Here is a 23,592-nt window from a genome sequence, read left to right as displayed (position 1 = left end):
CAGTCCATCGCGAAAATGACGAACGACCACGAGGAGCAGACGTGAGCCAGCCGGCGTCCACCGCCCTGCAGCAGGAGATCGCCCGGGACCTCCTGGTGGCCGAGACCTTCGACGCGCAGCGGGAGATCGAGCGCCGGGTGGCGTTCCTGGCCGAGCGCCTCACCTCGACCGGTCTGCGGTCCCTGGTGCTCGGGATCAGTGGCGGGGTCGACTCCACCACGGCCGGCCGGCTCTGCCAGCTCGCCGTGGAGCGGGCCCGCGCGGCCGGCCACGACGCGACGTTCTTCGCCATGCGGCTGCCGTACGGGGTCCAGGCCGACGAGAAGGACGCCCAGCTCGCCCTCGGCTTCATCAACGCCGACCGGGTGCTGACCGTGGACGTCAAGTCCGCGAGCGACGCGGCGTTGGCGGCCTCCCTGGCCGGCGGCACCGTCTTCCGGGACGCCCACCACCAGGACTTCGTACAGGGCAACATCAAGGCCCGCCAGCGCATGATCGCCCAGTACGCGGTGGCCGGCGCCCACGACGGCCTGGTCGTCGGCACCGACCACGCCGCCGAGGCGGTCTCCGGCTTCTTCACCAAGTTCGGCGACGGCGCGGCCGACCTGGTTCCGCTGACCGGTCTGACCAAGCGGCGGGTACGGGCCTGCGCGGACGCCCTGGGCGCCCCTGCCGAGCTGGTCTGGAAGACGCCCACCGCGGACCTGGAGACCCTGGACCCGGGCAAGGCCGACGAGGACGCGCTCGGTGTGACGTACGACGAGATCGACGACTTCTTGGAGGGCAAGCCGGTCGGTGAGCGCGCCTTCGACACGATCGTCCGCCGCTACCGCCTGACGGAGCACAAGCGGCAGCTTCCGATCGCGCCGTAGCCGTTTCCGGGGCCTCGGGCCGAGTGCCGGGGACCGATGGCCGCGCAATGACGGCCGCGGACCGATGGGAGGCGCTCCGCGCCTCACCATCCGCGCTGTGGCTCGCCGAGCACCTCGCCGCCGATGTGCGCGGCGAGGTGCCGGGCCCGGGCCGCGGCCCCCCGGCCGCCGCCCCGTGGACGAAGACGGTGTGGTGCCCGGTCCACCGGCCCAAGTGGGCGTCGTCGCCGTGGAAGACGACCTGGACCCCGTCGTACTTCGCGTTCGCGTACTGGCCGGCGTCCGGTTCCTCCGGCCAGGAGCCGTGCCAGTCCATGGCGGCCGTACCCTGGCCGAGAGCCGCCACGAAGTGTTCCTCGACGCTCCCCGTCGGGAGGTTCTCCATGGCGTCCAGCGGCAGGCCGGCCTCCAGTGCGGCATCGTCCGCGGCCGTCACGTCGAGGTCGAACCACAGCTCCTCGCCCGCCGGGCCGGTACGCATGCCCGTGTAGTCGAACCGGGCCCCGGGCAGGACCGCGGCCATCCGCCGGACGTCTTCGACCGTGCGCAGCTCGGCGAAGAACCAGACCTCGTCCTCGCGTCGCGCCAGTAGCGCGCGCAGGCGCTTGGCCTGCGCGTACGCCGTGGTCGCGTCGCTCGTGCGGAACACCGGCCATGTCGTGGAGTTGCCCATGGACCGTACCGTCACACGTCCATGGGAGGACCCGCCACCGCATTGGACGCGGCCGTCGCGGTCAGCCCCGCCCGCCGTCCTTGCGGCGGACCATCTCGGTGATCCGGACGGGCGCGAACGGAATCGCCCACTGCGGGCGGTCCGGGGCGTCCTTCGTGCGCGCCTCGACGACGGCGAGCAGTCCCACGAGATCGAGGCCCTCGGGCTTCTTCGCAGCTTACGAGCGATCAGGGCGACAGGCGGCGTCCCTCCTCGGCGTCACCTCGGTGCACGCCCCGCGGCTGGTCAGCAGCCGGGGTTGAGGAGCGCGTGCCAGGTCTTCGGCCCGACGATCCCGTCCACGGCCAGCCCGCAGACGTTGTGGAACTTGTTCTGGAATCCGACGACCGCGGCCCGGGTCTTGGATCCGAACTGCCCGTCGGTGGCGCCCGGGTCGAAGCCCCAGTACTTCAGCAGGCACTGCAGTTCCTTGACCGCCGAGCCGGAGGATCCCTGTGCGATCTGCGGGTGGTTCGTGACGGGGTTGCAGCCGAAGGCGGCCGGGCCGGCGACGACGGCCGGGGCGTTGGCGGGCGACGCCTGGGCGCCGGGGGCCAGGACGAGTCCGGCGCCCAGGGCGGTCGTCGCCGCCAGCAGGGCGACCCTCGTCCGGATCTTCGCGGCCGGGTTCCGGGTCGTGGTTCCTCGTGTCATGGGCTTCTCCTGAGAGCGGTGGAGTGCGTCGGCGAGCGGCATGAGCTTCGCGGAATTCGTCCTCCGCCCTTGGCAATCCGGCGCGGCGCTCCAGGACTTCAGCGCACTTCTGGGCCGCCCAGGATCTGACCGCGGTGCTCCCTGGGAGTGGTCCCGTAGGCGGTCCGGAAGACCCGGCTGAAATACGACTGGTCCAAGAAGCCCCAGGCCGCCGCGACGGCGCCGATCGATCGCGTGCGCAGCCGGGGGTCGGCGAGGTCCCGGCGCGCGCCTTCGAGCCGGCCGCGCCGGATCTCGTCGGCGACCGAGACCTCCTGGTCCTGGTACAGGTGGTGCAGGGACCGGACGGAGAGGTGGTGGGCGGCCGCGATGCCGACCGGTGTCAGGTCCGGATCGGCGAGGTTCCGCGCGATGAACGTGCTGACCTGCCGCCGCAGGACCGCCCGCCTGGTCTCGGGCGCCAGTTCTTCGCCGGCCCGCGCCACTTGGGCGAGTGTCGCGCAGAGCAGGTCGAGGGTGGCGGCGGCCAGCCGGGCCACGTCGGCGGCCCCGTACGACGGCCCCTGTTCCGTCAGTCCGGTCAGGTAGGTGCGCAGCAGCATTCCGAGGCCCGTGTTACCGGGGATCCGGGTCGTGGAGAGGCGGTCCAGGGTCTGCGAGCGCAGGGGCAGTGCGCCGCGCGGCACTTGCACGATGAGGGAGGAGATCCGCTGCGCGTGGCCGGTGGGGGCGATGTGGCCGTGGTACGGGTGTGAGGAGTCGTAGAGCACGAGGTCGCCCTCACCCACTTCGGCGGTCCGGCTGCCGAGGTTGAGCTCGATGCCCCCGCTCACGGTGAGCCAGAGGTGGTACACCTCCGGGTCGCTCTGGCGGACCTGTCGGGGGCTGCGGCGGACTTCCATCGGCGGGTAGTCCTGCGTGAAGACCTGGACGGCGCCCAGGTTCAAGGCCCGGGAGCCGGCCCGGAAGTCGCACAGGTGCGGGCCGGCGCAGGTCGTGCGCATCAGCGACTGGCCGGTGACGTGCTCCCAGTGGGCGAAGCGCTCGGCGGCGGGCAGGTGGTCCGTCGAGAACTCTGACCAGATCATGGCGGCGGGCATCCCTACGGTCAGCGGCGCACGGAACGGGACGGGGCTCCCGAGGACCTGCTGGGAGCAGCCGCAGCCTGTCGTGACGGCCGGCGCCCGGACAAGGACAGATCGCGCCGTTCACGGGGCCGGGAACACGCTCGCCCTGACACCACCGCCGACTCCGGCAACGCCAACCTCGACAGCGTCACCCCCACCGACCCGCCACCGTCCGCCGCGTCACCCGGTACGGGCGGGCGGACATCGCTACGGCATGTCGGGGGAGATCTTCGCGGCGTGCAGGGTGAGCCGACCGATCCGCGTCTCGTGGCTGGTCGCCGTCGTGCTGTGGTCGGTGACCGTGTCCGGCCTGGCGTCGGTGAGGTACCACGTGGTGAGCGGGGCCACCGCGCCCGGCCGCACCTCCTCGATCTTGATGTGGCAGGGCTCCGCCGGAGCCTCCGCGGACAGTGCCCAGTCCCGTGCCCCGGGCGCGTCGGTGAGGACGCAGTCGTCGAGGGTGACCGTGAGCACCTGCCCGGGCAGGCCCAGGTCCCCCTGGGGACCCAGGCCCGTCACCCCGCCGCAGGTGAACCGTTCTCCGCGGACGGTGACGTAGTAGCTGCTGGACGCGTTCGCAAGGGATCCGTTCATACCCCCCGCTTGCCCGGCCCGCCCCGTCCCAGACACCGTGAGGTGGCGCGGGCGCCCCGTCGCTGTTTGTCTGGGAGACGTCCGTACGCCGTATCCACCCGAGGAGTGACCATGAGCGGTGACAGCCAGCCGAGCGAGCGGGCCCGGCAGATGCGCGACAAGGCCCAGGAGCTGGAGCAGGCGGCGCAGCACGCCACCGATCCGGCGGAGCGGCAGCGGCTGAGGGACAAGGCCCTGCGCATCCGGGAGAAGAGCGAGCAGGAGAACGGCAGGGGCAGCGGCACCATGGACCCCATGTAACACCCGGGCCCCATGGCGGCCTGCCGGCCGCTCACGCCTCCGGCAGGGGCGATCGCAGGGCGCTGCGGCCCTGGTTCCAGGCCTCGCGGACGTGGTGCGCGAGGCGGTCCTCCAGCAGTACGGTCGCCGCGCAGCCGAAGGCGATGTCCGCTTCCAGGCCGGGCTCGTCGGCCAGCAGGCCTCCGCGGGTGCCGCCGCGGGCGCCGGGTCGGGAGCGTTGTCACGGGCGGCACGGCCAGGGGCCGCTTCGTCAGAGGCTGCGGGCACGGATGCTCACCAGCTCTTCCCATTTGGCGGCCGCGGCCGCCAGGCCCGTCGCGACCGCAGGACGGGGCCCCACGGCACGGAGGTCCTCGCGGTGACCTCCGCGGCCAGTCCCTGCCCCGCCGAGCCGGTCGAGGGTCTCCTGCGCCCCGCACATGCCCGAGTGCACCATCAGCAGGACGCCGCCGGGGCGCAGCAGGTCCGGCGCGCTCGCGCAGATCCGGTCGATGACCCCGCGCCCGTCGAGGCCGGCGTCCCAGGCGCGCTCGGGCCCGTGGGACGGCAGCCGGGCGCGCGGGGCGGGGACGTACGGCGGGTTGGTGACGACCAGGTCGAAGCGGCGCCCCGCGGTGCGCGCCTCGAAGTCTCCGTGCAGGACGCGCAGGGGCAGCGCCGGTGCAGGGCGTTCAGGCGGGCCGTGGCCACGGCGGCCCAGGAGACGTCGACCGCCGTGACGCGCGCTCCGCTTCCGGCCATGCGCAGGGCGAGTGCGCCGGTTCCGGTGCCGATCTCCAGCGCGTCCGTCCGGGGCCCCAGGCTCTCGTCCGCGAGTGCTCGGGCGAGGAAGCGCGTGTCCGCGCGCGGCCCGTGGACACCCGGCAGCGCGATCAGGCCGGCGGGCAGAACCGCCGAGGTCAGGGCGGTGGTGGACATCGTGGGCCTCCGGATCGAGGGCAGGCCCGGCAGCGGCGGACCGAGATGGCTGGTCAGGCTGTGCGACTGCCCCGTCGAAGGCTCCGCATCCGCCATCGCGCGGATCTTCGAAGGATCGAACGAAGGCGGGGAGCATGCGCCGGTGCGCTCAGCGCCGATTCCGCTTCCTCCCGCGGCCGCCGTCGCGACCGCTCCGAGCAGGACCGCCGACTTGATTCTCGGCACGTCGTGCCGGTGCCCCGGAGACCGGGCGCCGATCCGGGCGTCCGCCGCCCCCGCCCGGTGCGGTGGCTTCGCCTCAGGCGACGCGGATGCCGATCAGGCAGGTGTCGTCGTCCGTGTCGGACCGGCTCTTGGCCAGGAGGCGGTCCAGTTGTCCGTCCAGGTCCCCGGCCACGGTGGCCGCCGTGCGCACGAGATGGCCGAGCGACTCCTGGACCGAGGAGTCGCGCCGTTCGACCAGCCCGTCCGTGAACATCAGCAGCGTGTCGTCCGGTTCGAGCTGCACCTCCCGCTCGATGTAGGTGACATCGGGGAGGGCGCCCAGGAGCAGGCCCTCGATGAGCGGGAAGGCGTCGGCCTCGCCCCCGCGCACGAGCACGGGCGGCAGGTGGCCCGCGCGCGCCCAGCGCATCACCCGGGTGCTCGGGTCGAAGATGCCGCAGACGGCGGTGGCCGTCACGTGCTTGGCCAGGTGGTGGGTGACCGTGTTCAGCCAGGACAGCAGCTGCGCGGGGCCCGCGCCCGTGACGGCCAGGCCGCGCAGGGCGTTGCGCAGGACCACCATGCCGGTGGCCGCCTCGATGCCGTGCCCGGCGACGTCGCCCACGGACAGCATGATCAGCCCGGAGGGCAGGACCACGGTGTCGTACCAGTCGCCGCCGACGAGCGACTCGGTCTCCGCGGGCCGGTAGCGGACGGCGACCCGCAGGCCCGGGGCGTCCACGGCCGAGGGGGTGGGCGGCATGATGGCGTGCTGGAGCTGGAGCGCCAGCCGGTTGCGTTCGGCGGACTCGGCCTCGGTGTGGGCGAGCTGGTCCCGGGTCGCGGCCAGGGCGACCTCGGTCCAGTGCTGGGCGGAGATGTCCTGGTAGGCGCCGCGCACGGCGTGCAGCCGCTGGTCCGAGTCGAGGACGGGCTCGGCGACGACCCGGATGTGGCGGGTGATCCCGTCGGGCCTGCGGAACCGGAGGTTGACGGAGGCGGGGCGGCGCAGGCTGAACACCGCGCGCAGGAAGCGGTCGAGGGCGGCGGAGTCGTCCGGATGGGCGTAACCGGGCAGCTCGCGCAGCCGTACCGGGGGCGCGGTGGCCGGGAGTCCGTGAAGTGCGTAGAGCTGCGCGTTCCAGGTGGTCTCCCCGGTGGCGAGGTTCTCCTCGAACCCGCCGATCCGGCCCAGGCGCTGGGCGTGCTGCAGGAGGTCGGCCAGCCGGGCCTTCTCGTCCTCGATCCGCCAGATCAGCAGGACGGCGGCGCCGTGCCGGCTGACGCTGATGTCGGCGACCGCGGTGAGCGGGATCTGGTCGACGAGCGCGGTCAGGCTCATGCGTTCGGCCCGGAAGGCCTCTCCCGTCGCGTGCACGCGCTCGATGACCTCGAACAGCCCGCTCTCGCCGGCGGCCATCGGATAGGCCTCCAGCAGCAGGGCGCCGTTGACGGCGCCGCGCGGCCGGCCGGCCGGGTCGGCGAAGCGGCTGCCGACGTGGCGGATGCGGAAGTCCACGAGCCGGCCCTCGGAGTCGAGGACCGGGGTGAGCACCACGGCGGGATCCCGCAGTCCCTCGGCGAGGTCGATCAGCTCGGTGACGTCGGGGAGCACCGCCTCGGCGGTCGTGAGGTCGCGCGGGGGCGAGGCGTCCATGGTGTGGGCGCAGAGCTCGGCGAGGGCCTCGACCTGGCGCTCGACCTGCGGCCGCTGTGGCGCCAGGGGCTGCGGCCAGCAGATTTCGAGGACGCCGTGGATCCGGCCGCCCGTCCCGGCCGGTACGGCCATCCGTCCGCCGTCCGGCCACTGGAGGTGGCCGATCGAGGGGAGTCCCCCGCGTTCGAGGCGGGCGAGGGTGACCAGCCGGCGGTCGCGCAGGGCGAGGCGGGCGACGGTGGCGACGCCCGGGGGCACGTGGCGCCAGCGCGCGGCCTCCCCCGGCGGGAACCCGGCGTGTCCGGCGAGGGCCAGCGATCCGTCGGGCACCGCGGTCCACACGGCGACGGCGACGGCGCCCAGGGGACCCAGTGCGTTCGCCAGGAGGGATTCGGCCACGGCCTGGGTGTCGGCCGCTGCGGCCAGCATGCCGCTCTCGGCGGTGCGCAGCCGGACCGAGAGGGTGGCGGCGCGCTGTTCGTCGGGGTCGCCGACCGTGCCCGTGCGCTCGACGAACTCGGCGGCGATCTCGCTGACGTGGTCGCGGGCCGCCTGGTTGACGATGTCGGCGGCGAGTTCGAGGGGCGACATCCCGCTCTCGCGGCACAGCACGTCGAGCTGCCGGGCGGCCGCGGCCGGGGTGCAGTTCAGCTGTCCGATCAAGATGCCCTTGGCGAGTTCGACCAGGGCCCGGCCGTCGGCGGCCGCCTGTGCCTCCAGCACCTCCCGGCGCAGCCGTTCGACGGTGGCGACCAGGCGTCCCAGCGGGGTCGGGCACTGGTGGGGGACGACGCCCGCGGCCCGGTCGGCGGCCGGGGCCGGCCGCGGGCAGGCGTCGTCGTGCCGTTGGGTGTCCCGGCTCATCGCGCGAGCCAGTGCCGGACGCGGGCGATGAGGTCGTCGGCGTCCACCGGCTTGGTCACGTAGTCGCTGGCGCCCGCGGCGAGGCTCTTCTCCCGGTCCCCGGGCATCGCCTTGGCGGTGACCGCGATGATGGGCAGGCCCTCGTACGCGGGCATCCGCCGGATCTCGGCGGTGGCGGCGTATCCGTCCAGCTCGGGCATCATCACGTCCATCAGGATGAGGTCGACCCCGGTGTTGTGGGTGAGGGCGTCGATGCCCTTGCGGCCGTCCTCGGCGTGCAGGACGCGCATGCCGTGCAGTTCCAGGATCCCGCTGAGGGCGAAGAGGTTGCGTGCGTCGTCGTCGACGACGAGGACGGTGCGTCCGGCCAGTTCGGCGTCGAGCACGTGGTCGCTCTGCTGCGGCTGCGCGTCGCCCCGTACGAGGGGGAGCACGTCTCCCGGCTGTTCGGCGAACAGGTGGAGCGCGATGCGCTCGCGCAGTTCGTCCAGGCTGGAGAGCAGTTCCAGGTGGCGTGAGGCGGAGCGCTCCCGCAGGGCGGCCTCCTGGCCGCTCCTGACCCGGGGGTTGTTGTGGGCGAGGACGGGGAGCGAGGAGAGGGCGGGGTCTCCGTCGAGCGCGTCGAGGAAGCGCAGGGCTTCGCCGTCGGGCATGTCCAGTTCCAGGACCACGCAGTGGAAGGAGTGGGAGGCCAGGGCGGCGGCGGCCTCGCGCGAGCTGGTGGCGTTGACCACCTGGATGCCGCCGTGCTCCCCCGTCGCCTCGTGGCGGGGGGCGAAGTCCCGGTCGGCGCTCTCGGCGACGAGGGAGAGCAGGCCGCCCAGCCGTTCCTCGATCACCAGCAGGCGCCGGGGCCGCCGCTGGGCGGGGAGTACGGGCGCCTGCGCGCGGTCCGGGCGCGTCGTCCCGGGCGCGCCGCCGGCGGAGTGCGTTCCCGGGGCGCCCTGGTCCTGGGCCTCGAAGCGGGGTGCGTCCTCGTAGTCCGCGCGGCTGACCGGCAGGTAGAGGGTGAAGGTGCTGCCCTGGCCGGGGGTGCTCTGCGCGGTGACGGCCCCGCCGAGGAGCTGGGCGATCTCGCGGCTGATGGAGAGTCCGAGGCCGGTGCCGCCGTACTTGCGGCTGGTGGTGCCGTCGGCCTGCTGGAAGGCGCCGAAGACGGACTCCAACTGCTGCTCGGGGATGCCGATGCCCGTGTCGCGGACCCGGAAGGCCAGCATGGGGCCGCGCCGGGAGAGCCCGGCGGGGGTTTCGGCGGGCGTCGCCGGTTCGATGCGCAGCTCGACGCCGCCGCGCTCGGTGAACTTGACCGCGTTGGAGAGCAGGTTGCGCAGGATCTGGCGCAGCCTCGAATCGTCGGTGAGCAGGTCGTCGGGGGCGCCCGGGGCGGTGGTGACGGTGAAGTCGAGGCTCTTCTGCGTGGTCATCGGGCGGAAGGTGGCGTCGACGTACTCGAGCAGCTGGGGCAGGTGCACCCGCTCGGGGTTGATGTCCATCTTCCCGGCCTCGACCTTCGACAGGTCGAGGATGTCGTTGATCAGCTGGAGCAGGTCCGAGCCGGCCGAGTGGATGATGCCCGCGTACTCGACCTGCTTGGGGGTGAGGTTGCGCGTCGGGTTCTGGGCGAGCAGCTGGGCCAGGATGAGGAGGCTGTTGAGCGGGGTGCGCAGCTCGTGGCTCATGTTGGCCAGGAACTCGGACTTGTAGGTGGAGGCCAGCGACAACTGCTGGGCGCGGGTCTCCAGTTCTTGCCGGGCCTGCTCGATCTCCAGGTTCTTGGCCTCGATGTCGCTGTTCTGGCTGGCGAGGAGGGCGGCCTTCTCCTCCAGCTCCGCGTTGGAGCGCTGGAGTTCCTCCTGCTGGACCTGGAGTTCCTCGGAGCGGGCCTGGAGTTCGCCGGTCAGCCGCTGGGACTCGCCGAGGAGCTCGTCGGTCCGGGCGTTGGCGACGATCGTGTTGACGTTGGCGCCGATGGTTTCCATGAGCTGGGCGAGGAAGTCGCGGTGCACGGCGGTGAAGGCGCTGAAGGAGGCGAGTTCGATCACGCCGAGGGCCTGGTCGTCGACCACGATCGGCAGGATGATCAGGCTGCCGGGGGTGGTGTGGCCCAGCCCGGAGGAGATGACGTACCCGCCGGGGACCTGGTCGGTCGCGATGATGCGGTGGCTGCGGGCGGCCTGTCCGACGAGGGAGCGGCCGAGGGCGAATCCGGTGTCCTCCTCGGCGTCCGCGGGGCGCCCGTAGGAGCCGACGAGGGTGAGCACCGTGCCGCCGGGGCGGTCCTCGGCGAGGTAGAAGGCGCCGTACTGGGCGGCCACCAGCGGGGTCAGTTCGTCCATGACGAGCTCGGCGACGGCGGCGAGGTCCCGGTGGCCCTGCATCAGGTCCGAGATGCGGGCGAGGTTGGACTTGAGCCAGTCCTGCTCCTGGTTGGCCCGGGTGCTCTCGCGCAGCGAGCCGACCATGGAGTTGATGTTGTCCTTGAGTTCGGCGACCTCGCCCGAGGCGTCGACCGTGATCGAGCGGGTCAGGTCGCCCTCGGCGACCGCGCTGGCGACTTCGGCGATGGCCCGGACCTGGCGGGTCAGGTTGCCGGCCAGTTCGTTGACGTTCTCGGTGAGGCGCTTCCACGTCCCGGAGACGCCCTCGACCTCGGCCTGGCCGCCGAGGCGGCCCTCGCTGCCGACCTCGCGGGCGACGCGGGTGACCTCTGCGGCGAAGGAGGAGAGCTGGTCGACCATCGTGTTGATGGTGGTCTTCAGCTCCAGGATCTCCCCGCGGGCGTCCACGTCGATCTTCTTGGACAGGTCGCCGTTGGCGACGGCCGTCGTGACGAGGGCGATGTTGCGGACCTGGCCGGTGAGGTTGTTGGCCATGGAGTTGACGTTGTCGGTGAGGTCCTTCCAGGTGCCCGCCACATTGGGGACCTGGGCCTGGCCGCCGAGCCGGCCCTCGGTGCCGACCTCGCGGGCCACGCGGGTGACCTCGTCGGCGAAGGCGGACAGCGTGTCGACCATCGTGTTGATGACCCCGGCGAGCGCGGCGACCTCGCCCTTGGCCTCCACCACGATCTTCTGCGAGAGGTCGCCGCGGGCGACGGCGGTGGCCACCTGGGCGATGGAGCGCACCTGGCCGGTCAAGTTGGACGCCATGACGTTGACGTTGTCGGTGAGGTCCTTCCAGGTGCCGGAGACCCCCCGGACCGTGGCCTGGCCGCCGAGGTTGCCCTCGGTGCCGACCTCGCGGGCCACCCGGGTGACCTCGTCGGCGAACGCGGAGAGCTGGTCGACCATCGTGTTGATGGTCTCCTTCAGCTCCAGGATCTCCCCCCGCGCGTCGACCCGGATCTTCTGGGTCAGATCGCCCTGGGCCACGGCGGTGGTGACCTCGGCGATGGAGCGCACCTGGGCGGTCAGGTTGTCGGCCATGACGTTGACGGACTCCGTGAGGTCCTTCCACGTCCCGGAGACGCCCTTGACGTCCGCCTGGCCGCCGAGGCGGCCCTCGGTGCCGACCTCGCGGGCCACGCGCGTGACCTCGCCGGCGAATCCGGAGAGCTGGTCGACCATCGTGTTGATGGTCTCCTTCAGCTCCAGGATCTCCCCGCGCGCGGTGACGGTGATCTTCTGCGAGAGGTCGCCCTTGGCCACCGCGGTCGCGACCTGGGCGATGGAGCGCACCTGGGCCGTCAGGTTCCCGGCCATGAAGTTGACCGAATCCGTGAGGTCCAGCCAGGCGCCGCCGACTCCCGGTACGTCGGCCTGGCCGCCCAGCGTCCCCTCGGTGCCCACCTCGCGGGCCACGCGCGTCACCTCGGAGGTGAACAGCGACAGCTGGTTGACCATCCCGTTGAAGACGGTGGCGATCTCCCCCAGCAGTCCGTCCGCCGCATCGGGCAGCCGGGTGCGGAAATCGCCGTCGCGTACGGCGGTCAGCCCGGCCAGCAACTGGCGCAGCTCCGACTCGCCGATCCCGCCCTCACCCGGCAACGACTCTGGTCCGCCCGGTGATTCAGTGCCGGCCCGCTCGGCCATCCGTCAACCCCACTCTCGATAACCACCATGCTGAAGGCTAGTGCTGTGACCGGAAAGGTCTACCGGGTCGCGGCGCCCGGCACGGCACTAGCGCCGCCGAAAGGACGATAGGGCACGGTCGATCACACCGGGGACAGCGCGTCCCGCACCGTGGGCCGCGAAGCCCTTGGGTGCTTCCACGGGTTGCGGGTAGACGAACCGGAGACACTCGCGCACAACGGAGGAAAAGGGGGTGAAGGTCATGGCGGTCAAAGCGGTGGGCTGGGCACGTTCGTTCCCGGTCGCGGAGGGCGTCCGGGCCGCACGGCAGTGGACCGCGGAGCACCTGGCGTCCCTGCCGTGGAACGGTTCGGCGGCCGACACCGTGCACTCCGTGCTGATCTGCGTCTCGGAACTCGTCACCAACGCGCACCTGCACGCGGTCGGCACCGCGCACCTGGTGCTGACCTGGGACGGCCGGTGCCTGCACGTGAGCGTCGCCGACGCCGATCCGCGACTGCCCGGCCCCCGCGCACCCGATGCCGACACGGCCGCCACGTCCGGCCGCGGGCTGGGGATCGTCAACGCCCTGGCGGATTCACTGGATGTTCACGCGTGCCACGGCGGCAAGTCGATCACGGCGTGCTTCCGGCCCGAGGGCGGACCGGACCCGCACCCGGCGGGCAGCCGGGCCGGCTGACCGCCCGGGAGGTCACTCGCCGAGAGCGTCCCCGACGCTCGCGTGCAGGGACAGGACCGTGTCGGCGCCGGTCAGGGCGAAGAGCCGGCGCAGCTGCTCGCCGGAGGCGGCGATGCGCAGTTCCGTGACGCGGTGCGTCCGGAGCAGCAAATTCAGGAAGGAGGAGTCCCCGAAGGTGACCTCGCCGACGTCCAGGACCACCAGCGGGTACTGGCCCGCCGCGGCGTCGAGCGCGGCCTCCAGGGGCGCCAGCGTGTCCTGGTCGAGCTCCCCGTGCGCGCTCACGACCCATCCGGCTCCGGCCCGGCGGCCTTCCCCGACCGTGCCCCTCTGCTGTGCGTCCCCTGCTCCGGTCATGTCCGCCTCCCCGGGTCGTCGTATGTAACACGCTCCGGAAGGGAGTATGCCTGCTCCGCCCACCGGGGAGGACGCCGCGGTCGCCGTGCCGCCCTTTTCGGCGGCCCGGCACGACCCGTGGGAAGATCCGGCGGCATGACGGCGTGTAGAACGCCGGAGCCGGGGCAGAAGCGCCCCGGCAGCCGTCAGTCAATCGGGAGGGAGCGGCCACCATGTCTCGCTCGGCCACCGTCGTAGGCCCCATTCGTGCAGCAGACGCGCACGTCCCTGTATGTGACCCCGGCACCGCGGGAGCCCCTGCGCCGGACGCGGAGCTGTTCCGGGTGGAGAACGCCCGTGAGATGGCACCCGGCGACGCACGAGAGTTGTCGCGCCTGTTCTTCGTGAGACTGCGCACCCTGGAGGAGGGGACGCGCGAGTACCAGTACACGCGCAACACCCTGATCGAGATGAACCTCTCACTGGTGCAGTTCGCCGCACGCCGTTTCCGCACCCGTGTGCTCGGCGGCGGTCTCGACATGGACGACATCATCCAGGTGGGGACCATCGGCCTGATCAAGGCAATCGACCGCTACGACCCGGAGCGGGAGGTCGAGTTCTCCACCCTCGCCCTCCCCTACATCACCGGTGAGATCAAGCGCCACTTCCGCGACACCACCTGGGCCGTGCACGTCCCGCGCCGCCTGCAGGAACTGCGTACGGAGCTCGCCAAGGCCCAGGAGGCCCTGACGGACGTCCTGGGCCGGGCGCCGACGGTCAAGGAGCTCGCCGCGCACCTGGAGCTGTCCGAGGACGAGGTCATCGACGGGCTGGTGGCCGCGAACGGCTACACGAGCGGTTCGCTCGACACCGTCGGCTCGGACGACGACGCGGCGTCCACCTCGAGCCGAACCTCCCGGCCGCTGGCGGAGCGCCTCGGCGGCGTCGATCCCGCCATGGAGCTCTTCGAGGAGTTCCACACCCTCGCTCCCCTGCTGGAGCAGTTGGACGAGCGCGACCTCCTCATCCTGAAGATGCGCTTCGGCCAGGAGCAGACGCAGGCGGAGATCGGCGCCGAGCTCGGCATCTCCCAGATGCAGGTCTCCCGCATCCTGTCCCGGACGCTGGCCCGGCTGCGTGCCGGCATGCTCACCGTGTAGGCACCGGCCATGGCATCCCTTCACCGGCACGACCGGTCCGACTCCCCCGCCGACGCGCGGACGCGCCAGGAACACGGCGCGGGGGCGGACGCGGCCGTGCGGCTCCCGGCGGCGCCGGGCGGACCGGACGCGGCGGCGCTGACCGCGCTGCCGCTGCGGGACCGGCCCGGCGCGCGCCTGACCGGCAGCTGCGACCTCGACACCCGGCACGCCCTGTCGACGGCGCTCGGCATCGTGAGCGGGATTCCGGGACCCGTCGTCCATCTCGATCTGTCCGCCGTGCTCTTCCTCGACACGGTCGCGATCGCCGCGCTGGTCCAGGTTTCGGCCGCCCTGAACGGCGAAGGCCGGCGCCTGTTGCTCCACGACCCGCCATACTCACTGCGCAAGGTAGTGCAGATGTTCCCGGACGAATGCGCCGCGCTGGAGGTCGCAGCATGATCACTGTTCCTGCGCCCACCGGGCCCGGGGCCTTCGTCCACCCTGCCCTGTTCTACCGGGACCTCGACGAGTACGTGGCCGGCGTGGGCGGCTTCGTGCGCGCCAGCCTGTCGGCCGGGGAACCGGTCCTCGTCGCCGTGCCGGGCCCGCACCTGGACGCCCTGCGCGAGAGCCTCGGTGCGAACACCGGGAAGACCGGGAACGCCGGGAACGCCGCGGACATCGTGTGGATCGACATGACGGAGCTGGGACGCAATCCCGGCCGCATCCTCGCCGCCCTGCAGGATTTCGCCGACCTCCACGTGAGCCGGGCGGCCCGCATCGTCGGCGAACCGATCTGGCCCGGCCGCACCCCCGCCGAGGTGCTCGAGGCCACCCGTCACGAGGCCCTCATCAACTCGGCCTTCGCCGGCCGGCCCGCCACCGTGCTGTGCCCGTACGACGTACGGGGGCTGGCGCCCGGGGTACTGGCCGACGCCCGGCGCACGCACCCGACGCTGATCGAGGCGGGCCTCGACCAGCCGAGCCCGCAGTACACGGCCGCCTCCGCGGTCTCCGCGGACTGCGACCGCCCGCTGCCCGAACACGACGGCGAGGTGCCCCGCCTCGAGTACTCCCACGGAGAGCTGGCCGGGGTCCGCGAGTTCGCCGAGTCCTGGGCCCGTACGACGGCCCTGACCCCGGCGCGCCGCGGCGACCTCGTCCTCGCGGTCAGCGAGGCGGCGGCCAACTCCCTGTCCCACGGCGGCGGGAAGGGCACCCTGCGGCTGTGGAGCACCACCGGCGCCGGAGCGGGGGTCGTCGCCGAGATCCAGGACGGCGGGCGCCTGGCGGACCCCCTGGCGGGGCGTCGGCGTCCTTCCCTCGCGTCCGCCAACGGCGGCCGCGGCCTGTGGATGATCCACCAGCTCTGCGATCTGGTCGAGGTCCGTGCCACGGACGCCGGCTTCACACTGCGGCTCCACGTCGCCACGCCCTGATATCGCCGGTCCCCTACACTGGGGTGGGCATGATCGAGCGGCCCCGGGGCCGCTCGGGAACGCAACAGAAGTCCAGGCCGTCGGCCTCGGCCCCGCCGGGCAGATGCCGCAAGCACAGACCAGTGTCAACGTGGGGGTGGAAGACCACAGTGGAGACCGTCGGACCGGAAACGGGTGATCCGGTGAACGCGGGCCTTCCCGTCGCGGGGCAGCGCCGTCGGCTCGCCCTGACGGGCGTGCGCGGTGCCGTGGCCAAGGGCCGCGACTTCACGCGCCGGGCCCTGCAGGACTGGGGCTGGGACGGGACCGAGACCGCCGAGGACGCCCTGCTCCTCGTTTCCGAGCTGCTGACCAACGCGTCACTGCACGCGGACGGTTGCCACGAGCTCGTGCTCACGTCCGGGGACGTCCTGCGCATCGAGGTGTCCGACGGCTCGTCGGCCCTGCCCGTGCTCCACCCGGCCCCGCAACGCGGCATCCCGGGCGGGCACGGCCTGCACATCGTGGAGCGGCTGTCCGATCGCTGGGGCGCGCAGGCACTCGGCCGCGGGAAGGCCGTCTGGGCCGAGATCGAGGCCGCCCGGCTGCTGTCCGGCAGGCCCGCGGGCCGCTGACGGCGCCGGCGCCCCGATCCCCGGCGCCGGGGATCCCTTTCGCCGGGCCGCTCGCGTCAAACCGGCCGCCGGGGGCAAGCGCGTTCCATGACCTCACATCAGCTCGTCCAGCTGTCCCTGTCCCCGGCGCCCGGCCCCGCCTGGGTGCACCTCCTCGTCATCGCCTTCTCGCTGGTCGTGCTGGTGCGCACCCTCGCCCGCCACAGGTAGGAATCCGCTCCGCGGCCCCTCACCGGCGGCCGTGCCCGTCCACCGTGTCCCGGGCTCCCGGTGCCCGGTCCAGGAGGACGCGGGGCAGGGCGTCCGGGTGCTTCTCCGCGAGCCAGGCGATCAGCTGCTCGCGTACGGCGCAGCGCACCGTCCACAGGTCGTCGGCGTCCTTGGCCGTCACGATGGCCCGCACCACGATCGTCGAGGGCGTCGTCTCGGTGACGGCGAGGTCCCAGCCGCGGCCGTCCCACTCCCGGCAGTTGTGCAGGATCTCGTGGACCTTGTCCCGCAGGAGGTCCACGGGCGCACTGTGGTCGCAGTGCAGGAAGACCGTTCCGGTCATCTGGACGCCGCCGCGGGACCAGTTCTCGAAGGGGCGGGTGGTGAAGTACGAGACGGGCATGGTGATGCGCCGCTCGTCCCAGGTGCGTACGGCGAGGAAGGTGAGGGTGATGTCCTCGACCACCCCCCATTCGCCCGCCACCACGACCGTGTCGCCGATGCGCACCATGTCGCCGAAGGCGATTTGGAAGCCGGCGAAGAGGTTCCCGAGGGTGGACTGGGCCGCGACGCCGGCGACTATGCCGATGATCCCGGCGGAGGCGAGCACGGAGGTGCCGAGCGCGCGGAAGCTCGGGAAGGTCAGGAGCATCGCGGCGGCCGCGACGAGGGCCACGACGACCGTCACGACCCTCGTGATCAGCGTCACCTGGGTACGGACCCGGCGCACCCGGGCCGGGTCGCGGGTGCCGGTGGCGTAGCGGGCGTACCCCGACTCCACGACGGCGGAGGCCACGACCACGATCAGCCAGGCCCCGGCGCCGATCAGGGCGAGGGACAGGACGCGGCCCACGGTGGCCGCGTTGTCGCGAAGCGGCGGCCACCCGGTCTGCCGGTAGCCGCCCTTGAACAGTGCGGCGAGCAGCACGATCTGCAGGGCGTGGCGGCAGCGGCGCAGCAGGTTCCACAGGGGCGTTTCCGGGTGCCGTGCGTCGGTGCGGCGGAGCAGTAGGTCGACGGCCCACCCGGCCGCGGCGGTGAGCAGGACCGAACCCCCGAGGACGGTCATCAAGCGTAGGGCGCTGTTCATATCTCCCCAGTGGGTGGAGGCGGCATGGACCCCGACGCGCCTGCCCCGCGGGAAGCGCCTGACACACGGGGAGGGCACGGGGGCTGCGACGGGGGGCGTGCAGACCACGAGGCCGCCCCCGGTCCGCGCATGGGGCTCCCGGAGGGGGGTAGCCGCGCCCCGAGACGTCCTGAAGGACGACCCGCACCTGGGGGTGCGGGACCGCTGACGACACGGAAGGGGTGCGCATGTCGCACGTCGAGGAGTACGTCGAGGTCAATGTCCCCGTACGCACGGCCTACAACCAGTGGACGCAGTTCGAGGACTTTCCCGTCTTCATGGAGGGGGTCGAGCGCATCGTCCAGCGCACGGACACGCTCACCCACTGGGTGACGAACGTGAACGGCGTGCAGCGCGAGTTCGACGCGCAGATCACCGAGCAGCTCCCGGACCGGCGCGTCGCCTGGATGACGGTCGACGGGGAGGCCCGCCAGGCCGGGCTCGTCACCTTCCAGCCGATCGACGCGACCACCACCAAGGTCGTGCTGCACATGAACTGGGTGCCCGACGGGCTGGCCGAGGCCGCGGCCGACAAGCTCGGCTTCGTCAAACGCCAGGTCGCCGGTGATCTGCAGCGGTTCAAGCTGTTCATCGAGGAACGCGGGACCGAGACCGGCGCCTGGCGCGGGGAGGTCTGAGCGCGATGAGAATCGGGGCCGCGAGCAGGGGCGCCCGGTCGGCGTCCCGCGGTGGCGGGGCACGGGAGGTCACGGCCCGCTGCGGGCTGCTGGCGCGCGGGGTGCTGTACGTCCTGATCGGGTTCCTCGCCTTCCGCGTCGCCTTCGGTGGCGCGGAGGGCAAGGAGGCCGACCGTCAGGGCGCCCTCCAGGAGCTCTCGGGGAATCCCCTCGGCCGCGTCCTGATCTGGGCCGTGGGCATCGGGCTCGTGGGCATGATGCTGTGGCGCCTGTCGGAGGCGGTGTTCGGCGCGGCCGGCCCGCGGGGCGGCAAGCCCCTGAAGAGGGTGGCCTCGGCCGCCCGGTGCGTCTTCTACGGGGTGATCGCCTTCTCCGTGCTCACGTTCGCGGCGGGCGGCGCCGGGCGTTCCGGAGACGAGCAGTCGCGCGATGTGACGGCCAAGGCGCTGGGTCTGCCCGCCGGCCAGTGGCTGGTGGGCGCGGCCGGGGTCGGGATCGCCGCCGCCGGCGTGGTCATCGCGGTGCAGGCGGCGCGGCGCACCTTCCGCAAGCACCTGTCAATGGGCGGGGCCTCCGCGCGGTGGCGCGGGGCCGTCGACTTCCTCGGGGTGAGCGGTGGCCTGGCCCGGGGCGCCGTGTTCGCGGCGGCCGGCTGCTTCGTCGTGTTCGCGGCGGTGCGCTACGACCCGGCGCAGGCGAAGGGTGTAGACGACACCCTTCGGTCGTTCACCGGCACTCCGGCGGGGCCGTGGCTGCTGGTCGCGGTCGCCGTCGGGCTGGTGCTCTTCGGACTGTTCTCCTGGGCGATGGCCCGGTGGCGCGAGGTCTGATCCGGCGGGTGGGGCGCCCGGAGCGGGACGGAGGCCGACCTTAACCGGCCTTCACCACCCTTCACCACCCTTCACCACCCTTCAAGGGGGTAACCCGCCGAAGGGAAGCAGGTACACCCCGGGTATCTCGGCCAAAGTACCCGTACGCCCCTGCACGCCCCCCGCAGAGACGTTCCAGCAGCCCCGTACGGGGGCAGCCGCGTGGTGCTGTTGGTCCGTCTACCGAGGAGAGCACACGATGACGAAGGTCCTCGTCCTGCACAGCGTCAGCCTGGTCCGATCGGCACTGGCCGCCCTGCTGAGATCCGAAGGGTCCTTCGAAGTCACCTCGGCGGGCTGGCGGACCGCGGTGCGCCAGGCCGAGTGCTTACGACCAGACGTGACGGTCGTCGACCTCGACTGTCCGGGGACGACGGCCGTGCTGGCCGACGGCGGACGCGCGGACCGCCCGTTCCTCGCGTCCCCCTCCTCGGTGCTGGTCCTCGCCTCGACCGGTGCGCCCGGTTCGCTGCACCGGGCCTTCCGGGCCGAGGCACTCGGCTACGTCGACAAGGACGGTTCGCCGGGGCGGCTCGTGCGGGCGGTCCGGAAGGTCGCCGCGGGGGAACGTTTCATCGACGCCTCGCTGGCCTCGGCCTTCATGGAGGCCGACCCCGTGCCGCTGAGCCCGCGGGAACTGAGCGTGCTGGTCCGGGCCGCGGAGGGCGATTCCATCGCCGAGATCGCCCGTACGCTGCACCTGGCGGTGGGGACGGTGCGCAACTACATGGCGGCGGCGACCCGCAAGACCGGCGCGCGCAACCTCATAGACGCGATCCGGATATCCCGGCGGTCGGGCTGGGTGTGATCCGCGGGCGCCCCGGACGGTGAGGGCCCCCGGACGCTGAGGTCCCCGGACGGCACGGCCGCCGCCCGGACGTGCGCGTCACTCGTCCGCGGTCCGGTCCCACTCCCCCACCAGATCGCGGTACAGGGGCGATCTGGCCGGGAGTTCCGCATGGGTGCCGCACACGGCGCGGGTCCCGTCGAGGACGAGGACCCGGTCGGCGCGGGCCGCGGACGAGATGCGGTGGGCCACGACGACGAGCGTGCCGGGCCGGGCCGCGAGGACCCGTTCGGCGCGCTCCTCCGTACGGGGATCCAGGTGGCAGGTGGCCTCGTCCAGGAGGAGCAGCGGGGCCGGCGAGAGGTAGGCGGCGGCGAGCGCGAGGTGCTGGCTCTCGCCCTGGGACAGCAGCCGGGGGGACACCTCGGCGTCCAGGCCGCCGAGCCGCTCCACGAGGTCCGCCAGCCCCAGGGCGCCGACGGCGCGCAGCACGTGGGCGTCCCCGGGCACGGGGACGCCCGGGTGGGCGGCCAGGTGGGTGAGGTTGTCCCGCACGGTGCCTGTGAACACGTAGGCCTGCTGGGGCAGCAGGGTCCGCCGCGGGTCGGGTCCCCCGGCGCCGGCTTCCCGGTGGGCGGCCGCGCCGGCGACCAGGACCGTACCCGCGCCGGGGGACAGCATCCCGGCGAGCAGGGCGGCGAGCGTGGACTTGCCGATGCCGCTCGGCCCGACGACCGCGAGGTGCTCCCCCGGCCGCACCACCAGGTCGAGTCCGTCGAGCACGGGGGCCGCGCCGGGTCCGTAGGCGAAGGTGACGCCGCGGAGTTCGGCCGCCGCGGCGGCCGGCCGGCGGTCGCCGCCGGCGTCGCCGCCGTTGCCGGCGTCGCTGTCGTCGCTGTCGTCGCCGTCTTCGGGCTGCCGCGGCTTCGGCGCGCTGTCGCCGCCCCCGGCCGGGGACGGCGGCGGCGGCTCGCAGAAGCGCTCGAGGACCACGAACAGCCGGGTGCCGGCCGAACCCACGGCCGCCATCAGGGTATTGAGGGCGGGCAGCAGGGCCTGCACCAGGTAGGTGAGGCCGCCGGCCAGCGTTCCGGCGGTGATCCCGCGTCCGAGCAGCCAGGGCGTCGCGGCGAGCAGCGCGACGACCGGCAGCCGGCCCGCCGTGCCCAGGGCCAGGGTGCGCACGGCCGTCCAGCGCGCGAGCCGGCGGGCCAGCCGCTCCTGGGCGGCGATCAGGGGTTCCACCCGGGCCCGCGCCGCCGCCTGTCCGCCGCAGGCGACGATGTCGCGCAGGCCCTCCGCCACCGCCCCCACCCGGTCCGACAGCGCCTCGTCGGTGTCCAGGGACCGGCGCTGTACGGAGGCCATGGGGCGCAGCGTCGCCAGGAAGGCGGCCGCGCCCAGCAGCAGCGGGGGCAGCACGATCAGCAGCAGCTCGGGAGCCAGGGCCGCCATGCCCGCGAAGGCGCCCACGGCGGTGAAGACGAACGACCGTGCCGTCAGGACCAGCCCGGCGAAGGAGTCCCGGGCCATTTCGGTCTGCTGGGTGAGCCGGGACACCGCGCCCGCGCCGGGAGTGCGCGCCGGGTCGGCGACCGCGCGGTCCAGCGCCTGGCGCACCGCCCGCCGGACCAGGCCGTCCCGCAGCGGCTCCACGAGGTCCGCGAGCCCGGCGAACACGCCGCGCAGCGCGAACCCGCCGAGCAGTGCTCCGGCTCCGGCCGCGGCCAGCCAGGCGAGGCCGGTGGCGGTGCGGCCCGCCAGGAAGCCGTCGTCGAGGGCGCGGGCCACGCCGTAGCCGCCGAGGAAGGTGTGCGCGGACTCCAGGAGCGACCAGGCCCCCAGCCGGCCCAGGGCGCGCCCCCGGCCGCGCAGGAACCGCCGGCCCTCGGGGGCCACCCGGCGCCAGGTCTCGCCCTCGGTCACCGTGCCGCCTCCCGGCCCCCCCGGGAGGCCGAAGCATCCTCCGGAGCCGCGACGGGCTCCGCGGCGGGCTCCGCGACGGGCCCACTGCCGGACTCCGCGGCGGGCTCCGCACCGGCTCCCGGTTCCCCGTCCGCGGCGAACACCGCCCGATAGGCCGGCTCGTGCCGCCACAGCACGCCGTGCGGCCCGGTCGCCCGTACCCGGCCGTCCTCCAACCAGACGACGAGGTCCGCCCGGGCCGCGGACGAGAGGCGGTGCGCGACCACGATCCGGGTGCCCGGCCGGACCTCCCGGGCGAGCGCCCGCTCGACCTCGCGGGCGGTGACGGTGTCGAGGCTGGAGGTCGCGTCGTCCAGCACGAGGAGCCGGCCCGCGTGACAGAACGCCCTGGCCAGTCCGAGGCGTTGGAACTCTCCGCCGGACAGCGGGGCGTCGGCGAGCGGCGTGTCGTACCCGTGGGGCAGGCGGCGTACGAACCCGTCGGCGCCCGCGGCCCGGGCCGCGGCGCGGACCGCGTCCCGGCCGGGGGCCGGACCCGAGCCGAAGCCGATCGCCTCGCCGACCGTGTCCCCGAGCAGCGCCGGCCGGTCGAAGGCGTACCCGACTTCGCGGCGCAGCGCTTCGGCGCCCACCTCCGGCAGGGGTACGCCGTCCAGCAGCACCCGGCCCGCGTCGGGGTCGGCGAGCCGGCCGGCCACGGCGGCGAACTGGGTCTTGCCGGCGCCCGAGCGGCCCACCACCGCCACCGTGGAGCCCCCGGGGATGACCAGGCTGATGTCGTGCAGGACCGTCGATCCGTCGCGCACGACCCTGACGCCGCGCAGCTCCAGGGTGCCGGGGCCGCCCGCCGGCAGCTCCTCCCGGCCGTGGCCGAGCACGGGCAGCGTCAGCAGGGCGGCGGTCCGGCGGGCGGCGGCCCGGCCGCGGGCCACGGCCGCCAGTCCCGCGGTCACGGCGCCGACTCCGGCGGCGAGGGCCGCGTACCTCGACGCGGCGAGGAGCTCGCCGACGCCGATGGCCCCGGCCGACAGGCGGATGCCGCCGACGGCGAGGACCGCGTACAGGAGGATCGGCATGAGGGCGGCCGACCGGGCCGTCGTACCGCCGAAGACCTGCCACATGCGCCGCCCCTCGGTGCCGAGCTCGGGCAACTGCGCGAGGATCCGGTCGCGTTCGCGCTCCGCGGTGCCGGCGGCGGCGATCGTGCGGGCCCCGGCCAGTGCCTCGACGAGGCGGCCGGCGGTCGCGAGCTGCACCTGCTGGTAGCGGGCGACGCTGGTGAGGGTGTCCCGGGAGAAGGTCCGCAGCAGCAGCACCAGCAGCGGGACGCCCACGAGGAAGGCGAGCGCGGTCCACAGGTCGATGAGGAGGAGCGCGACGACCGCGCCGAGCGGTGGCAGCAGGGCGGTGACGGCGTGTGCGGCGGCGGCCGGGACCTTTCCGGCCTCGGTCGCGTGCGCGGTCAGCCGGGCGGCGGTTTCGCCGGGTGCGTGGCGGGCCGCGTGGTGCGGGGCCGTCCGCAGCAGGCGGGCGAGGCCGAGCCGACGCAGTCGGGCGGTGGTGCGGCCGTCCACGTCTCCGGTCAGCCGGGCGGCGGCGGCGTCCAGCGCCACTTCGGCCGCGATGACCGCGGCGCACAGCAGGGTCCAGGCGGGGCCCGCCGGGTCGCGGCGGAGCAGCAAATCGAGGGTGTGGCCGAGGACCGCGGGTTCGGCGAGCGCCGCCGCGGCGGCGGCCAGCGCGCAGCCGAGGACGGCGGCGGTGCGCCCACCGCTGTGCCGGGCCGCCGCCACCAGCGCCCGGTCGGCCTCGCGTGCCGCGTCCGGCGCCCGGGCTCCGTCGGCCGCCTCGTCGGGGGGGCTCATCGGCGGGTGCCTCCAGGGGTGTGGT

At 73.7% G+C, this 23,592-nt stretch carries 22 protein-coding genes and 2 pseudogenes; 12 read left to right on the top strand and 12 right to left on the bottom strand.

Going from position 1 to position 23,592, the window contains the following annotated elements; all coding sequences use genetic code 11:
• Positions 1–41: 41 nt before the first annotated feature.
• Positions 42–872, top strand: a complete 831-nt coding sequence (gene nadE, locus DRB89_RS17045) for an ammonia-dependent NAD(+) synthetase (RefSeq protein WP_112449201.1) — start codon at positions 42–44, stop codon at positions 870–872.
• Between the two features lie 304 nt (positions 873–1,176).
• Positions 1,177–1,464, top strand: coding sequence for a hypothetical protein (locus tag DRB89_RS42990; protein ID WP_162688610.1), 288 nt, complete (start codon positions 1,177–1,179; stop codon positions 1,462–1,464).
• A 142-nt stretch (positions 1,465–1,606) separates the two neighbouring features.
• Here DRB89_RS42990 and DRB89_RS17035 read toward each other — a convergent pair.
• From DRB89_RS17035 to DRB89_RS17020, 4 genes and pseudogenes are all read right to left on the bottom strand, one after another.
• Positions 1,607–1,759 (bottom strand): annotated as a pseudogene (locus DRB89_RS17035) (DNA alkylation repair protein); the annotation flags it as partial.
• A gap of 71 nt (positions 1,760–1,830) precedes the next feature.
• Positions 1,831–2,238 (bottom strand): peptidoglycan-binding domain-containing protein, encoded by a 408-nt coding sequence (locus tag DRB89_RS17030; protein ID WP_112453482.1) that lies wholly within the window; start codon positions 2,236–2,238, stop codon positions 1,831–1,833.
• Positions 2,239–2,336: 98 nt separating this feature from the next.
• Positions 2,337–3,326 carry a helix-turn-helix domain-containing protein gene (locus tag DRB89_RS17025; RefSeq protein ID WP_162688609.1) on the bottom strand — a complete coding sequence of 330 codons (990 nt, stop codon included), beginning with the start codon at positions 3,324–3,326 and terminating at the stop codon, positions 2,337–2,339.
• Positions 3,327–3,572: 246 nt separating this feature from the next.
• Positions 3,573–3,959, bottom strand: a complete 387-nt coding sequence (locus tag DRB89_RS17020) for a hypothetical protein (protein WP_112449199.1) — start codon at positions 3,957–3,959, stop codon at positions 3,573–3,575.
• Between the two features lie 111 nt (positions 3,960–4,070).
• Here DRB89_RS17020 and DRB89_RS17015 point away from each other — a divergent pair, with 111 nt between their 5' ends.
• Positions 4,071–4,259 carry a DUF6381 family protein gene (locus tag DRB89_RS17015; protein WP_112449198.1) on the top strand — a complete coding sequence of 63 codons (189 nt, stop codon included), beginning with the start codon at positions 4,071–4,073 and terminating at the stop codon, positions 4,257–4,259.
• A 31-nt stretch (positions 4,260–4,290) separates the two neighbouring features.
• Here DRB89_RS17015 and DRB89_RS44575 read toward each other — a convergent pair.
• The 4 genes and pseudogenes from DRB89_RS44575 to DRB89_RS16995 all read right to left on the bottom strand — a co-directional run.
• Positions 4,291–4,443 (bottom strand): annotated as a pseudogene (locus tag DRB89_RS44575) (iron-containing redox enzyme family protein); the annotation flags it as partial.
• Positions 4,444–4,694: 251 nt separating this feature from the next.
• Positions 4,695–5,177, bottom strand: a complete 483-nt coding sequence (locus tag DRB89_RS17005) for a methyltransferase domain-containing protein (protein WP_343234524.1) — start codon at positions 5,175–5,177, stop codon at positions 4,695–4,697.
• A 298-nt stretch (positions 5,178–5,475) separates the two neighbouring features.
• Positions 5,476–7,902 (bottom strand): SpoIIE family protein phosphatase, encoded by a 2,427-nt coding sequence (locus DRB89_RS17000; protein WP_112449197.1) that lies wholly within the window; start codon positions 7,900–7,902, stop codon positions 5,476–5,478.
• The gene (locus tag DRB89_RS16995; RefSeq protein ID WP_112449196.1) at positions 7,899–11,933 is read right to left on the bottom strand and encodes a HAMP domain-containing protein; all 4,035 of its coding nucleotides are present in this window, start codon (positions 11,931–11,933) and stop codon (positions 7,899–7,901) included. Before DRB89_RS16995 ends, DRB89_RS17000 begins: the two co-directional genes overlap by 4 nt.
• A gap of 241 nt (positions 11,934–12,174) precedes the next feature.
• On the opposite strand from DRB89_RS16995, the gene DRB89_RS16990 reads away from it, so the two are divergent.
• Positions 12,175–12,612: an ATP-binding protein gene (locus tag DRB89_RS16990; protein WP_112453481.1), complete on the top strand. Its 438-nt coding sequence runs from the start codon at positions 12,175–12,177 to the stop codon at positions 12,610–12,612.
• A 12-nt stretch (positions 12,613–12,624) separates the two neighbouring features.
• Here DRB89_RS16990 and DRB89_RS16985 read toward each other — a convergent pair whose 3' ends face one another.
• Positions 12,625–12,969, bottom strand: a complete 345-nt coding sequence (locus DRB89_RS16985) for an STAS domain-containing protein (protein ID WP_112449195.1) — start codon at positions 12,967–12,969, stop codon at positions 12,625–12,627.
• A gap of 212 nt (positions 12,970–13,181) precedes the next feature.
• Here DRB89_RS16985 and DRB89_RS16980 point away from each other — a divergent pair, with 212 nt between their 5' ends.
• The 5 genes from DRB89_RS16980 to DRB89_RS45975 all read left to right on the top strand — a co-directional run bounded on the left by DRB89_RS16980 (position 13,182) and on the right by DRB89_RS45975 (position 16,353).
• Entirely contained in the window at positions 13,182–14,108 is a 927-nt protein-coding gene (locus DRB89_RS16980) for a SigB/SigF/SigG family RNA polymerase sigma factor (protein ID WP_112449194.1), read from the top strand.
• Between the two features lie 9 nt (positions 14,109–14,117).
• The gene (locus DRB89_RS16975; RefSeq protein WP_112449193.1) at positions 14,118–14,549 is read left to right on the top strand and encodes an STAS domain-containing protein; all 432 of its coding nucleotides are present in this window, start codon (positions 14,118–14,120) and stop codon (positions 14,547–14,549) included.
• On the top strand, positions 14,546–15,529 hold the full coding sequence (locus DRB89_RS16970; RefSeq protein WP_112449192.1) for a sensor histidine kinase: 984 nt from the start codon (positions 14,546–14,548) through the stop codon (positions 15,527–15,529). Before DRB89_RS16975 ends, DRB89_RS16970 begins: the two co-directional genes overlap by 4 nt.
• Positions 15,530–15,711: 182 nt before the next feature.
• Positions 15,712–16,143: an ATP-binding protein gene (locus DRB89_RS16965; RefSeq protein WP_112453480.1), complete on the top strand. Its 432-nt coding sequence runs from the start codon at positions 15,712–15,714 to the stop codon at positions 16,141–16,143.
• Positions 16,144–16,230: 87 nt separating this feature from the next.
• The gene (locus DRB89_RS45975) at positions 16,231–16,353 is read left to right on the top strand and encodes a hypothetical protein (RefSeq protein ID WP_275431898.1); all 123 of its coding nucleotides are present in this window, start codon (positions 16,231–16,233) and stop codon (positions 16,351–16,353) included.
• A 19-nt stretch (positions 16,354–16,372) separates the two neighbouring features.
• Here the strand turns inward: DRB89_RS45975 and DRB89_RS16960 are convergent, their stop codons facing one another.
• Positions 16,373–17,443 (bottom strand): mechanosensitive ion channel domain-containing protein, encoded by a 1,071-nt coding sequence (locus DRB89_RS16960; protein ID WP_112449191.1) that lies wholly within the window; start codon positions 17,441–17,443, stop codon positions 16,373–16,375.
• Positions 17,444–17,670: 227 nt separating this feature from the next.
• Between DRB89_RS16960 and DRB89_RS16955 the strand changes: the two genes are divergently transcribed.
• The 3 genes from DRB89_RS16955 (at position 17,671) to DRB89_RS16945 (ending at position 19,797) form a co-directional block, all read left to right on the top strand.
• A complete protein-coding gene (locus DRB89_RS16955) occupies positions 17,671–18,120 on the top strand; it encodes an SRPBCC family protein (RefSeq protein WP_112449190.1) in 450 nt (149 codons plus the stop codon).
• A 5-nt stretch (positions 18,121–18,125) separates the two neighbouring features.
• Complete coding sequence (locus tag DRB89_RS16950; protein ID WP_112449189.1) at positions 18,126–18,950, top strand: DUF1206 domain-containing protein; 825 nt, start codon at positions 18,126–18,128, stop codon at positions 18,948–18,950.
• A 238-nt stretch (positions 18,951–19,188) separates the two neighbouring features.
• Positions 19,189–19,797, top strand: coding sequence for a response regulator transcription factor (locus DRB89_RS16945; RefSeq protein ID WP_112449188.1), 609 nt, complete (start codon positions 19,189–19,191; stop codon positions 19,795–19,797).
• 78 nt (positions 19,798–19,875) lie between these two features.
• Here the strand turns inward: DRB89_RS16945 and DRB89_RS16940 are convergent, their stop codons facing one another.
• Both DRB89_RS16940 and DRB89_RS16935 read right to left on the bottom strand, forming a co-directional pair.
• Complete coding sequence (locus DRB89_RS16940; RefSeq protein ID WP_112463324.1) at positions 19,876–21,702, bottom strand: ABC transporter ATP-binding protein; 1,827 nt, start codon at positions 21,700–21,702, stop codon at positions 19,876–19,878.
• Positions 21,699–23,567: an ABC transporter ATP-binding protein gene (locus DRB89_RS16935; RefSeq protein ID WP_112463323.1), complete on the bottom strand. Its 1,869-nt coding sequence runs from the start codon at positions 23,565–23,567 to the stop codon at positions 21,699–21,701. The genes DRB89_RS16940 and DRB89_RS16935 overlap by 4 nt, the downstream gene beginning before the upstream one ends.
• Positions 23,568–23,592 lie beyond the last annotated feature (25 nt).

Origin of the sequence: Streptomyces sp. ICC4, from assembly GCF_003287915.1 — a bacterium.
In the GTDB taxonomy this organism is placed as follows: Bacteria; Actinomycetota; Actinomycetes; order Streptomycetales; family Streptomycetaceae; genus Streptomyces; species Streptomyces tritrimontium.
The sequence above is the reverse complement of the archived record's forward strand: the minus strand, read 5'-3'. Positions and strand labels throughout refer to the sequence as shown.